The organism is Thalassospira sp. CA1 (assembly GCF_059052855.1).
Genome location: NZ_JBZCIA010000013.1, coordinates 13,851 through 26,734 on the forward strand (window position 1 = coordinate 13,851; position 12,884 = coordinate 26,734).

Consider the following 12,884-nt stretch of genomic DNA (forward strand, 5'->3'; position numbering starts at 1 on the left):
AGGGGGACGCAATCTGTCGCGCAAAAGCTCTATATCGTGCGTGTAAAAGGTGAATTGTTGCTTGAATGGGCCGTGAACATGGGGTGAATGCTGTGAATGGGGCCGTGATTTCCGATATTATTCGCAGATTATTCGATTTAAAATTTTCCGATTTTTTGCGTTTGACCGTAACATAGGTTGAGGTTTTATCGTCCTGCTTCATGAGATCAAACGATGATGAAAAGACATCGTCAAAGGAATGGAGCCTTGTGATGAATAGCCACCAGCCCGTCACCCATAACGCCCCGGTCGCAACGGACCATGACGCTTTGCAAAGCCGGATCAATGCCAGTTGGGCCACCCCGATCAAACGCCCGAGGCAGGAAGTGGATCTCGATGCATATTTTGCCCGGATCGGCTATGACGGTCCGCGCGAAGCGACACTGGAAGTTTTGCAAACCCTGCATGCGATGCATCCGGCAACCATCCCGTTCGAAGCGATTGATGTGTTTAATGACACCCCGATCAGCATCGATCCCGAGCGCGTCGATCAAAAGCTGATCCATGACGGGCGGGGTGGCTATTGTTTTGAGCAAAACGGCCTGTTTCGCCGGGTTTTGCGCAGCCTTGGCTTTGAGGTCGAAGGTCTGGCCGGGCGGGTGTTATGGGGTTATGGTCCGAATGATATGCCCCGGCCGCGCTGCCACATGGCCAACCGGGTGATGATCGATGGCGAAGCCTGGCTGGCCGATGTTGGGTTGGGCGGCTGTGTGCCAACCGGGCCGCTATTGCTTGATATCGAAACGCCACAAGCAACCCCGCATGACACCTATCGCGTGACCAAGGGGGCGCACAGTTATCGGATTGAACTGGAACGTGATGGCGTGTGGAAGGCGGTGCACGAGATCGATATCGCGCCGGTTTCGGATATCGATTACGAGGTCATGAACTGGTACGCATCCGATCACCCCGGAAGCGGGTTTTGCAAGACCCTGATGGTCGCCAGATCTGCCCCGTTTGCGCGCTTTACCCTGCTTAATAACCGCCTGACCATCCGGCTGGTGACTGGCGAGGAAGAGCAACATACGCTCAGTGTTGGGGATATTCCGCAGACGCTTAAAGACATCTTTGGCATCGAGCCGGACCCGGCCTGGCGCGGTGCCTTTGCCAGATTGGTCAATCACAGTCACGGATAAACGATTGTGCGGTGTTTATCGGGCTGCGAATGATCAAGGGCGGGGAGTTTTGCTCCCCGCCCTAATTGCCTTCAAACGGCTTATTTGCCGGCCTTCGCGTTGGCTTCGTTTGTCAGGCTTTCCATATAGCTCAGCAGATCGGCGATGCTTTGCGAGGTGAAGGAAAATTCCGGCATGGTCATGTTGTCATGCGATACCGTGATGCCTTCGGCCAGGGCTTCTTCAAGGTTTTCGAGCGGCCAGCGTTGCCCGAAACTGGCAAGGGCCGGGGCGGTGGTGACGTTCGGATCGGGCAGGGGATCGCCTTCGAATTTGGTGTGACAGCGCAGGCAGGTCTGCTCGGCAATCGATTGCCCACGTTCGACATCGCCATAGGCCTCGCCCTTGTGCGCCATGTAATCGCTGATCCCCCACATGCCCAAGGCCACAACACCGGTCAACAGGATGACAAGGCTGGTTTTCTGCATGGCGGGCTCCCTGATGGCGATTTTGAATGTGTTCTAATCGCCTGTATAGCAAGTCAAGGTAACGAATTTCCTAAAGCACACCCTGTGGGTGTTTGGCGTTGTCCAGACAACCTTGAACCAGATCATCATCTGATGGATAGGGTGTTTGATTGCTGTTGATAATCAGTATCATTTGCGCTAAGCGTGTCATCCCATGCGGGCACGGGACCTGCCCGCATTGTGCAAAGGACATTCTGATTGGCTTCAAACGCGACATCAAATGTGACGTCATTGGCACTGTTCATGCGCCAACGATCCGCACTTGTGAACTATGCCAGCAGCATCATCGGCAGCCGCGTGCAGGCCGAAGATCTGGTGCAGGAAGCATGGTTGCGGTTTGATGCGGCGACCAAGGGGCGGTTTTTGGATGATACCACCGGCTACCTTTACCGGATCGTGCGCAATCTGGCCCTTGATAGCAAACGCCAGATTGCCCGTGAAAGCAGCCTAACCGGTGCATCTGATTATGACGTTGCCGTGCAAACGCGCGCATCAGACAGCCCGGACCCGGAAACGGTTGCGGTGTACAAGGATGAATACGCAATTTTGATGCAAGCCCTTTCCGAACTGCCCGAACGCACGCGCATAGCGTGTGAAATGCATCGGGTTGGTGGGGCGAAACTGCGCGAGATTGCCGACTATCTCGATATTTCCGTGCCGCTTGCTCATAAGCTTGTATCCGAGGGCATTGATCATTGCCGTGAACGGTTGGGCGGTTGGCCATGAGGATCATTCATTGCCCGATCAAACAGTCTGACTGTGCAGAAATTTGCGCCATAACCCGCACAGATGGTGACGCGTTGCGTGATATCGGCTATATCGCCCTGATCGCACCAGGTGGTGCAACGGGGGCGCAATAGGGTGATGGCAGAGATAACCGATCCAGTTCAAAAACAGGCGGGCAAGGCCGCGACCGAATGGTTGATCCGCCTGCAGGAAGATCCGGAAAACCCGGAACTGCAAGCGCAGTTTGCCGACTGGTGTGCCGAGGACCCCGCCCATCTTGATGCCTGGAACGCCACGCAAAAGACCGCCGATCTGATGGCGACGGCCGAACCGTCTGGCAAGGCAGACTGGCAGCAGTTTCTTGAGGCGCGTCGCGCGGGCAAGCATGAAGGCGGTGCCGACGGTCAACAGAATGACGCGGTCGCGGCGCTAGTGAATATTGATTACGAAAAGGCTGTTGCCGAGGGCAAGGTCATCTCGGCGCAAACCCGGTTTCAAAAGCGCGGCAATATGTCCTGGCGCGGGATCGGGCTTGGCGGGTTGGCGGTGGCCGCATCGCTTTTGGCCGCCATCATCGGGCCGGATATCGCAACCCATATGCAGGCCGATCATGTGACCGCAACAGGTGAGATGCGCACCATTACGCTTTCTGATAACAGCACGGTGACCCTTGCGCCGGAAAGTGCGATTACGGTGCATTTTGACGGGTCAACACGCTTTGTCGAATTGCTTGATGGCGAGGCGTTTTTTGACGTCACTCCGGATCCGCAAAAGCCGTTTCGCGTTGGGGCCGATCAGGTGACGGTCACGGTGCTTGGCACCGGGTTTGATGTTTCCGAAGGCAATGCTGTTTCGACGGTTGGCGTGGAACACGGGCGGGTGCAGGTCGAAAATGCCGCCAATGTTCCGGCGGTTTTTGAAATTCTTGAAGCCGGGCAGAATGTCCGGGTCGGGCAGGATGGCACGGTGACCCGTCATCCCTCGCCGACAAGCCAGATCGGGGCCTGGCGCAAGAACCAGCTGATCGCACAGGATCAACCGTTATCCGACGTTGTTGATCAGCTTCGGCGCTATTTCAATGGCACCATCCTGATCACCGATGAGGTCCTGGCCGCCCAGACGGTCACCGGGGTCTATCGCCTTGATGATCCGGTGTCGGCCTTGCGCGGCATGGCGCGGGCGCAAAAGGCAACGGTGCGTGAAATCACCCCGTGGGTTCTGGTTGTCTCAAAGTCCTGATGGCGGTGGGGGCTGGATTTTGGCCTCGTTTATTCTCACTTGCCAGAAAAAATAATGCCTTTCAAATCCGCAGAATTTTGCGGGTTTGGAACCATCCTGATGATTTCCCATAAAAATTTTTGAAAAAACAGAACCGGCATCCGTTTTGTCTTTTATACGAAATTGAGAAGCGTTTGCATTCTCAATTTGTTTCAGGCATAGGACATGAAACGGAGATAGAAGAAAATGAAGAATGGGGGTGCAGCTCGACTGCAAAAACGTGGTCGTGTTGTGGTAATAGCCAGTGCCTTGATGATGACAACCGCCTTGGCGCCGGTCGTGTTGTTTGCACCTGACGCAAATGCACAGGTCAGTGCGGGCGGGATCAATGCCGAGCACACATTTGATATTCCGGCCCAGTCACTGACCAGTGCCTTGGCCCAGTTTGGTGTGCAGGCCGGCGTGCAGGTCACGGTCGATGGTGCGCTGGCACGCGGAATTGATGCGCCGACAATCAATGGCACGATGCGTGCAAGCACAGCCCTTGAGGCGCTTCTGCGCGGGTCGGGGCTTGATTACGACGTGACCAGCGATGGCACGGTTGTGATCGAAGCCGTCACCAGCAGTGCCGGCGAAGAAGTTCTTGAAACGCTCCGGGTCGAGGCCAATGCGGCAGAGGCATCTGATCCGACCAAGGCCATCACCGATAGCTTTGTTGCCGTGCGCTCGCGGACAGCTTCGAAAACCGATACGCCCATTTTGGATGATTCATCGGCGGTTTCGGTGGTGACGCAGAAAGAAATGGAAACCCGTAACGTTCAGGACATCCAGCAAGCGGTTTCCTACACGGCGGGCGTTCAGGCTGCTGAATATGGTTCTGACTATCGATATGATTATGTGCGTGTTCGTGGCTTTAGTCAGACCAACCTTGGCACCTATCGCGATGGATTGTCTTCGCGTGTATACAATTTTATCACCAGTCGGCCGGAGACCTATGGCTTGCAGCAAGTTGACGTGCTTAAGGGCTCGACATCCAGCCTGTTTGGCATGAATGGCCCGGGCGGTTTGGTCAATATGACAACCAAGCGCCCGCAGGACGAAGCCAGCGGCGAAGTTCTGACCACCTTTGGTGAAAATCATCTGCGCGGCGCGGGCGATGTGACGGGTCCGGTTGGCGAAAACAGCAACTGGTCCTATCGCCTGACTGCTTTGTGGCAGGATGCCGAGCGCGGGCAGGACTATTCGCAGGATGACCGTATATACGTCGCACCGGCCTTTACCTATGCCCCCAATGCGGATACCAAGCTGACCATCCTGACAAGCTACAGCGACCGGGAAAGCGGCCTTGGTTATGGCTTTCCGGCTGGAATTGAAACTAGCCGTGATGCGTTCTTTGGGGAGCCGGATTTCAACAATTTCGACACTGAAGAAACCAACATCGGTTACGAGCTGTCGCACCAGATCAATGATAAGCTCGAGTTTCGTCAGAATGCGCGCTACACCCATGTCGATCTGACATACGAGACGGTTTATCTCAACGATACTACCCCGCTTGGTGACCGTTGGGCCTTTGCGATTTACGGCGAGCTTGACCGTTTTGCCATTGATAACCAGATCCAATATGACACCGCGATCAGTGACATATTCGACAGCAAGACGCTTGTCGGGCTAGACTATAGCCGCGATCAGAACCGTGAACGACGCTTTGACGGTACGGCAAGTCCGATTGATCCGTATAATCCATCCTATTGCGGGATGTCGTGCATCGATATCGATTTCACCTCAGATACCGAAATTACCCAGGCGGCCTATGGCCTTTATGCGCAGGAACAGTTGACGATTGCCGACGACTGGATCGCAACCGTTGGCGGGCGTTTCGATTATGTTCAAAGCGACACTGACACGATCAGCAGTGGTACGACCGACAAACGTGATGATCACAAATTCACATCGCGTTTTGGTCTGACCTATAAGGCGACCAACGAAGTATCGGTCTATGGGAACTATTCGGAATCCTACCAACCGGTTTATTCCAGTCTGGCGTCGCGTCCGGATGGGGTGAAACCGCAGGAAGGCACGCAGTACGAAATCGGTGTGAAGTACCAGCCCGAAGCAATCGATGCACTGTTTACAGCTGCAGTATTTGATCTGACGCAGGAAAACGTTTCGCAGTACAATTCCGTGACCAGAACCTACCACCAGATCGGCGAAATCAATTCCCGCGGGCTTGAGCTTGAAGGTAAAATGTCGCTGGGTGAGCAGACGAACATGACGCTGGCCTATACCTACCTTGATGCCGAAATCAAGGATGACTTGACGGCGGCAAATATTGGCAACCGCCCGGCAAACGTGCCCGAGCATCAGGCTTCAGCTTGGCTTGACTACACTATTCCGGGGCAGGGCGCGCTTGGCGATTTGACCCTTGGCAGTGGTGTACGTTTTGTCGGTGAACGTCAGCGCAATGACGGCAATACCGAAACCCTGCCGTCAAACAGCGTGTTTGATGCAGCCATAAACTATGCCGTGACAGATTACGTCAGTCTGTCCGTGAACGCCACCAACCTGCTTGATCGGGAATATGTTTCTTCAAACACATTCGGCAGTCGTTATTACGGTGAAGGTCGTACCGTTCTGGCGACCCTGAAATACAGCTGGTAAACCCATAACGACTTAAAGAAACGGCCGCCCGTCTCAATGGTGGGCGGCCGCTTTGTTTTTGTCAGCGCGGTTTATTCGGGTCTAGCTGCCATCGGCTGTACGAAAGACCGTCAGGCCGTTGACGACAACCCGCCCATCGGGCAGCAGTTGCCCATCATATTCTGTCGTGCCTTGTGGGCCCGGGCGTCCGGCGGCAAGGCCGTTCACGGCAAAGGGCACAAGCGCGCCAAGGATGGTCGGGTTGTCTGGCGTTCCCAAAAGATCGACCAGCTTTTCCTGACCCAGAAGTCTGAAATCAAAATCACCGGTGAAGCCATAGCGTGCCGCAGCTTGCGCAAGGAATTCGCCAGAACCCAGCGCCTCAAGCCCACGGGATTCAATATAGAACTCGTCAACCTTGACCGGGGCGCCGTTCTGGGCGGCCTTTTTCCACAGCGCATCGCCAATCTGGCGGCGGGCAAAGCGCGGGGCGGTGCCGGTCAGGATATCGTGGAAACCCTTTTCGATAATGGGCTGTGCGTCAGACCATGGCAGACCGGTACTGCTGCTTTTGACCCGCACCGTGCGCGGCTGGATCAGGCTTGGCAGCCACAAACCGTCATGGGAATAATCAAGGTGGGTTGCGCCGTCTTTATCAGGATAAAGCGTGAAGTTGGCCGATTTGATCGAACCACGCTTTTCGCGGTTGGGGCCCGTCCATTCGGCCGCCTGCCAGGCGATCTTGGCCATTTCCGGCAGCCATTGAATGATCAGACCATTGATCAGCCAGTGCTTGCGTGAAACCGGCTCGTCCCCGACGAGAAAATCGGCAAAGCCGTCAAAGGTAACCGGCACATTGCGTGCGGTATCCCAGCGCAGATAGCCCCCGGCATTGCGCAGCGTCAGATCACGTTGATCCGTGGTTGCCTCGGCCAGCATTTTGGCCTGCTCGGGCAGTTTGACATCAAGATCAACCTGATTGGCGCTATCGGTATCGCGCACCGTAACCAGAACGTCATCCATAGCCAGCTGGCGCGGGCTGGAATAGCCGCTGAGATCAAGGGAAACCGCGTCATACACCAGTTCGACCGCATCGCCGTCGATGGGGCGGGCATCGACCTCGGTCGCGGAAATACCGGATTGCATCAGGATCGCATCAACGGCCGTCCGGGCATCTTCAACGGAAATAGCGTCGGCACGGGTGGTCAGGCCGGCAATCGAAATAGCCAGAACGCCAAAGCCGGTAAGTGCCTTTCGCAACTGCATCACGGGATCCTTTTGCTTGCCAGAAGGGGGAAATACGCCCTCTGTTGGTAACGCAGGCCAGAGTTTACCCCAAATTTGGTAATGTTAGGGCAAAGTAATTCAGGTGTGATGCAGGTCACCCTTCGGGAAATTTCGCCAATTTTCGCCACGACAGGTCATAACTGACAGGATGCTGTCAGGAGGGGCTGGCTATAAAACCGGTCATCGACGATGCAGGGGAGTTATTTGTTCGCGCAGTCGAGCGTGTCACGCGCTTGTGGTGTTGCGACACCACACAGAAAGGTTTCAACCGCGCGGGAAACACGTTCAGCAATCTGCTGATCGGTCATTGGCGGGCGCGGATTGTGTTTCATGATCCGCGACAGCCAGTCTCCGATGACCATGGATTCAAACATTTCAGCCGAATGTTCCGGGTCGTCGACGATCATATTGCCAAGCTTTTGTTGCCTTGAAAGGTAATCGGCAAGGTGCTTGCGTGTGCTGTCGGGGCCAACTTCAAAGAATTTCTCGATCAAGGGTAGAAAATGCTGACCTTCGGAATACAGAATCTGGGTGAAGCGGGCGACTTCCTCGGTTACAATCTTTTGGGCCAGTTTCGTGCCGAAGTCCGTAAGGGCATCACGGGGAGGGAGATCGGTTTCCAGTGAAATATGCAGTTCGGCTGAGAATTCTTTGCATTGCTCGGTCATGACCGCAGCCAGCAAACCATCCTTTCCGCCAAACGCTTCGTACAGGGTTGTGCGCGACCCGCCAGATTTTGAAATCACGTCATTGAGGGTCACGCCAGCAAAGCCACGTTCAAGCAATAACGCCCATGCAGCATCCATCATTGCACGACGGCGTGCAGTACCGCGAGAATGTTGTTTTTCAAGCTTTTCGGGCGTTTCACTCATCTTTCTTGGCTCTGCTGTTTTTGGCTCTTGATCGTGCAGCGCACAATGTGTACTGTACCGTACAGTATTTATAAAAGCAATGGCAAAGCGCACACCACACGGCTTTGCGCGGACTTAGAAGGAATAAGCATTTTGTCCATGCGATCTTGTTTGAAATTCGCTGGTATGGCAGCGCTTGTCGTGCTTGTAGCCGCCTGCAGCGAGCAGAGCGAAGGCGACCAACAGGCAGCCGCCCAGCAACAGCCACAGGCGACCCCGGTCGGTACCGTGACGCTGAATGCGCAGACTGTTGGCCTGGTTGAGGAAATGCCCGGTCGTACCGTTGCCTTCCGTCAGGCGGACATCCGCCCGCAGGTCGATGGCATTATCAAGGAACGCAACTTCACCGAAGGTGCGTTTGTTGAAGCTGGTCAGCAGCTTTATATGATTGATCAGGAAGTTTACCTGGCGCGGGTTGATGCCGCACAGGCCGAACTGACCCGTCAGCGCGCCACCCTTGATCAGACGACCAAGACGAGGTCGCGCTATGACCCGCTGATCAAGTCGCAGGCCGTCAGCCAGCAAACCTATGACGATGCGGTCGCCGCCGAAGCACAGGCAAAGGCAGCCGTTGCCGCGGCGCGCGCAGAACTTGAACAGGCGCGCATTAATCTCGCCTACACCACAGTCACCGCACCGATTTCCGGTCAGATCGGTTCGTCGGATTATTCCGAAGGTGCGCTTGTGACCGCCAATCAGTCGGCAAAACTGACCACCATCACCCAGCTTGATCCGATCTATGTCGATGTCACCCAGGCCGGTGGCCGGTTGCTGAAGATCAAGGAAGCCATCCGCAATGGTCGCATCAAGGGTATCGAGGAAGGCCAGATCGAGGTTTCCCTGATCATTGATGCCACCGGTGAAGAATATCCGCACAAGGGCACATTGCAGTTCTCCGATGTGACGGTGAATGAAACCACCGGCACGGTCCGGTTGCGCGTTGTGTTCCCGAACCCGGATGGCACGCTTTTGCCGGGTATGTTCGTGCGCGGTCAGGTCCGTCAGGGACATCTTGAAGACGCATTCCTTGTGCCGCAAAAAGCGGTGATGCGCCGCCCGGATGGCTCGGCTTATGCCTATGTCGTCGAGGATGGCAAAGTGGCCTCCAAGGATCTGACGATTGAGCAGTCGCAGGGACAGGATTGGCTGGTGACGGCCGGTATCGAAGATGGCGCGCAAGTCATCGTTGATGGCATCCAGCGTATCGGACCGGGTGCCCCGGTTGCGCCGCAGCCCGTTGAAACCGCCAAAGCCGCCGAATAAGGACTTATTCAATGGCAAAATTCTTTATTGATCGCCCCGTCTTCGCTTGGGTTGTCGCCCTGGTGATCATGTTGGCGGGGGGACTTTCGCTTTGGCAGTTGCCAATCGAACAGTATCCGTCGATTGCACCGCCGTCGGTCGAGATCGAGGCAACCTATCCGGGGGCATCGGCCCAGACTGTTGAAAACACGGTCACCCAGGTGATCGAACAACAGATGAACGGCCTTGATTACCTGCGTTATATGTCCTCGACGTCTTCGGGGAATGGTCAGGCAACAGTGACCCTGACCTTTGAGCCCGAAGCCAATCCGGACATCGCCCAGGTTCAGGTGCAGAACAAACTGCAGGCTGCCATGTCGTCGCTTCCGACCGAAGTGCAGCAGCAGGGTGTTACGGTTAGCAAGTCCAGTGGCTCGTTCCTGATGGTTGTCGGCTTTGTCTCGGCAGACGGATCGATGGATGCCGAAGACCTTTCGGACTTCGTCGTTTCGTCGGTGGAAGACCCGATTGCCCGTGTGAATGGTGTTGGTTCGGTTCAGGTGTTTGGTGCGCAGCACGCGATGCGCATCTGGCTCGATCCGAACAAGATGCTGTCCTATAACCTGACGGTGATGGATGTTAACAATGCCATCGAGGCACAAAACACCGAAGTCACCGCCGGTCAGATTGGCGGCGCGCCGTCGATTGACGGTCAGCAGATCAACGCAACCATCACCGCCCAAAGCAAACTTCAGACGGTCGATGAATTCTCCAACATCCTGCTAAGGGTCGAAACCGATGGCTCGCAGGTACGTCTTGGCGATGTTGCCCGCATCGAGATCGGTGGCGAAAGCTATAACATCGTCGGGCGGTACAATGCGCAGTCGGCAACCGGTATTGGTATCAACCTTGCCACCGGTGCCAACGCGCTTGATACCGCAGATGCGGTCAAGGCCCGTCTGGCAGAGCTGAAACCGTTCTTCCCGCAAGGTATCGAGATCGTCTATCCCTATGACACGACGCCGTTCGTCGAAGTGTCGATCGAGGAAGTGGTCCATACCCTGTTCGAGGCGATTGTCCTCGTCTTCCTGGTGATGTTCCTGTTCCTGCAGAACTGGCGGGCAACGCTTATTCCGACGATTGCCGTTCCGGTTGTCTTGCTCGGTACCTTTGGGATCCTTGCGGCCTTTGGCTATTCGATCAACACGCTGACCATGTTTGCCATGGTGCTGGCTATCGGCCTTCTGGTCGATGACGCGATTGTTGTGGTTGAAAACGTCGAACGTGTGATGCACGAAGACGGCCTTCCGCCACGCGAAGCAACGCGGAAATCCATGGGCCAGATTACTGGCGCGCTGATTGGTATTGCCTTGGTGCTGTCAGCCGTGTTTGTGCCGATGGCGTTCTTTGCCGGGTCTACGGGGGCGATTTATCGCCAGTTCTCGGTCACGATCGTTTCGGCCATGGCACTTTCGGTGGTTGTGGCGATTGTTTTGACCCCGGCCCTTTGTGCGACCATGCTCAAGCCCGGTCACGAGGATCCAAGCAAGAAGAAAGGCCCGTTCGGCTGGTTTAACCGCGGGTTCGATAAGACCAACAACTTCTATCAAGGCAGTGTTGGCCATGTCGTGAACCGCAAATGGCGCTATCTGTTTGTCTACGGCATTCTTGTCGCGGCCCTGATTGCACTGTTTGGCCGTCTGCCGGGATCGTTCCTGCCAGAAGAAGACCAGGGCATCATGTTTGCCATGGTCCAGCTTCCGGCTGGCGCGTCTCAGGAACGCACCGTTGATGTTCTCAAGAAGCTTGAAACACACTTCATGGAGAACGAAGCGGAAAACATCGATGGTCTGTTCACGGTTGCCGGCTTCTCGTTCGCCGGGAGTGGCCAGAACGCCGGTATTGCGTTCGTGAACCTGAAAGACTGGTCGGAACGTACCCGCCCGGATCAATCGGTCGATGCGGTGATTGGCCGTGCCTATGGCGCGTTTGCCCAGATCCGCGAAGCCATGGTCTTTGCCTTTGCACCGCCGGCGATTATCGAACTTGGTACGGCAAACGGCTTTGACCTGCAGCTTGTGGATCGTGGTGGCATTGGTCACGATGCCCTGATTGCGGCCCGTAACCAGCTTTTGGGCATGGCATCACAGGACCCGCGTCTTGTTGGTGTGCGTCCGAATGGCCTTAATGATACCCCGCAGCTAAACGTCAATATTGACCAGGAAAAGGCAAGCGCCCTTGGCGTGAGCATTGCTGACATCAACCAGACATTGGCAGCGGCCTGGGGGTCAAGCTACGTCAACGACTTCATCGAAAACGGCCGGGTCAAGCGCGTCTACATGCAGGCAGATGCCAAATACCGCATGATGCCCGAAGACATGGATTACTGGTATGTCCGCAACCAGATGGGCGAGATGGTGCCGATTTCGGCTGTCTCTTCGTCGGAATGGACATACGGATCACCGCGTCTGGAACGCTTCAACGGTCTTTCGTCGCTCAACATTCAGGGCTCAGCCGCCCCGGGTGTGGCATCGGGTGACGCGATGAACGCAATGCAGGAACTGGTGGACAAGCTTCCGGGTGGGATCGGCCTTGAATGGCAGGGACTGTCCTATGAAGAACGCGAAGCGGGCGAGCAGGGACCGGCATTGTATGCCCTGTCGATGATCGTCGTCTTCCTGTGTTTGGCAGCGCTGTATGAAAGCTGGGCCATTCCGATTTCGGTGATGATGGTCGTGCCGCTGGGTGTCCTTGGTGCGGTGATCGCAGCGATGCTGCGTGGTCTGCCTGATGACGTCTATTTCCAGGTGGCGATCCTGACCACGATTGGTTTGTCGGCCAAGAACGCCATCCTGATTGTCGAGTTCGCCCGCGAACTTTATGACCAGGGCATGGGGCTTCTTGAGGCAACTATCGAGGCCGCCCGTCAGCGTCTGCGTCCGATCATCATGACGTCGATGGCCTTCACCCTTGGTGTCGTGCCGCTGGCAATTTCGACCGGTGCCGGTGCCGGGGCCCGTGTGGCCGTGGGTACCGGTGTGATGGGCGGGATGATTGCCGCAACCGTACTTGCGATCTTCTTCGTGCCGCTGTTCTTTGTTCTGATTGTTGGCACCTTTGCCAAGAACCGGAAGAAAAAGGACGAAGTCCAGGCTGCTCACGAACATCCGGCTGAATAAAAT

General features: G+C 55.7%; 10 protein-coding genes. 7 read left to right on the top strand and 3 right to left on the bottom strand.

The window, feature by feature from the left end; all coding sequences use genetic code 11:
- Window positions 1–251: 251 nt before the first annotated feature.
- Window positions 252–1,175, top strand: a complete 924-nt coding sequence (locus AC5Q5A_RS18075) for an arylamine N-acetyltransferase family protein (protein WP_493896128.1) — start codon at window positions 252–254, stop codon at window positions 1,173–1,175.
- A gap of 80 nt (window positions 1,176–1,255) precedes the next feature.
- On the opposite strand, the gene AC5Q5A_RS18080 is transcribed toward AC5Q5A_RS18075, so the two are convergent.
- A complete protein-coding gene (locus AC5Q5A_RS18080) occupies window positions 1,256–1,642 on the bottom strand; it encodes a c-type cytochrome (protein WP_064781830.1) in 387 nt (128 codons plus the stop codon).
- A gap of 237 nt (window positions 1,643–1,879) precedes the next feature.
- Between AC5Q5A_RS18080 and AC5Q5A_RS18085 the strand changes: the two genes are divergently transcribed.
- The 4 genes from AC5Q5A_RS18085 (at window position 1,880) to AC5Q5A_RS18100 (ending at window position 6,283) form a co-directional block, all read left to right on the top strand.
- Window positions 1,880–2,407: a sigma-70 family RNA polymerase sigma factor gene (locus AC5Q5A_RS18085; protein ID WP_232308341.1), complete on the top strand. Its 528-nt coding sequence runs from the start codon at window positions 1,880–1,882 to the stop codon at window positions 2,405–2,407.
- On the top strand, window positions 2,404–2,541 hold the full coding sequence (locus AC5Q5A_RS18090; RefSeq protein ID WP_493896129.1) for a hypothetical protein: 138 nt from the start codon (window positions 2,404–2,406) through the stop codon (window positions 2,539–2,541). The genes AC5Q5A_RS18085 and AC5Q5A_RS18090 overlap by 4 nt, the downstream gene beginning before the upstream one ends.
- Before the next feature lie 4 nt (window positions 2,542–2,545).
- Complete coding sequence (locus tag AC5Q5A_RS18095) at window positions 2,546–3,646, top strand: FecR family protein (protein ID WP_493896130.1); 1,101 nt, start codon at window positions 2,546–2,548, stop codon at window positions 3,644–3,646.
- Window positions 3,647–3,871: 225 nt separating this feature from the next.
- Entirely contained in the window at window positions 3,872–6,283 is a 2,412-nt protein-coding gene (locus AC5Q5A_RS18100; protein WP_493896131.1) for a TonB-dependent siderophore receptor, read from the top strand.
- 81 nt (window positions 6,284–6,364) lie between these two features.
- Here the strand turns inward: AC5Q5A_RS18100 and AC5Q5A_RS18105 are convergent, their stop codons facing one another.
- Both AC5Q5A_RS18105 and AC5Q5A_RS18110 read right to left on the bottom strand, forming a co-directional pair.
- On the bottom strand, window positions 6,365–7,528 hold the full coding sequence (locus AC5Q5A_RS18105) for a hypothetical protein (protein WP_493896132.1): 1,164 nt from the start codon (window positions 7,526–7,528) through the stop codon (window positions 6,365–6,367).
- Between the two features lie 221 nt (window positions 7,529–7,749).
- Entirely contained in the window at window positions 7,750–8,421 is a 672-nt protein-coding gene (locus tag AC5Q5A_RS18110) for a TetR/AcrR family transcriptional regulator (protein WP_493896133.1), read from the bottom strand.
- Window positions 8,422–8,586: 165 nt separating this feature from the next.
- Between AC5Q5A_RS18110 and AC5Q5A_RS18115 the strand changes: the two genes are divergently transcribed.
- A complete protein-coding gene (locus AC5Q5A_RS18115) occupies window positions 8,587–9,723 on the top strand; it encodes an efflux RND transporter periplasmic adaptor subunit (protein ID WP_286791746.1) in 1,137 nt (378 codons plus the stop codon).
- An 11-nt stretch (window positions 9,724–9,734) separates the two neighbouring features.
- Window positions 9,735–12,881 carry an efflux RND transporter permease subunit gene (locus AC5Q5A_RS18120; RefSeq protein ID WP_493896134.1) on the top strand — a complete coding sequence of 1,049 codons (3,147 nt, stop codon included), beginning with the start codon at window positions 9,735–9,737 and terminating at the stop codon, window positions 12,879–12,881.
- The last annotated feature ends 3 nt before the right edge of the window (window positions 12,882–12,884 follow it).

Bases quoted from the DNA above. Each gene is read 5' to 3' on its own strand.
- AC5Q5A_RS18075 (WP_493896128.1), top strand. From the start codon at position 252: ATGAATAGCCACCAGCCCGTCACCCATAACGCCCCGGTCGCAACGGAC.
- AC5Q5A_RS18080 (WP_064781830.1), bottom strand. From the start codon at position 1,642: ATGCAGAAAACCAGCCTTGTCATCCTGTTGACCGGTGTTGTGGCCTTG.
- AC5Q5A_RS18090 (WP_493896129.1), top strand. From the start codon at position 2,404: ATGAGGATCATTCATTGCCCGATCAAACAGTCTGACTGTGCAGAAATT.
- AC5Q5A_RS18095 (WP_493896130.1), top strand. From the start codon at position 2,546: ATGGCAGAGATAACCGATCCAGTTCAAAAACAGGCGGGCAAGGCCGCG.
- AC5Q5A_RS18100 (WP_493896131.1), top strand. From the start codon at position 3,872: ATGAAGAATGGGGGTGCAGCTCGACTGCAAAAACGTGGTCGTGTTGTG.
- AC5Q5A_RS18105 (WP_493896132.1), bottom strand. From the start codon at position 7,528: ATGCAGTTGCGAAAGGCACTTACCGGCTTTGGCGTTCTGGCTATTTCG.
- AC5Q5A_RS18110 (WP_493896133.1), bottom strand. From the start codon at position 8,421: ATGAGTGAAACGCCCGAAAAGCTTGAAAAACAACATTCTCGCGGTACT.
- AC5Q5A_RS18115 (WP_286791746.1), top strand. From the start codon at position 8,587: ATGGCAGCGCTTGTCGTGCTTGTAGCCGCCTGCAGCGAGCAGAGCGAA.
- AC5Q5A_RS18120 (WP_493896134.1), top strand. From the start codon at position 9,735: ATGGCAAAATTCTTTATTGATCGCCCCGTCTTCGCTTGGGTTGTCGCC.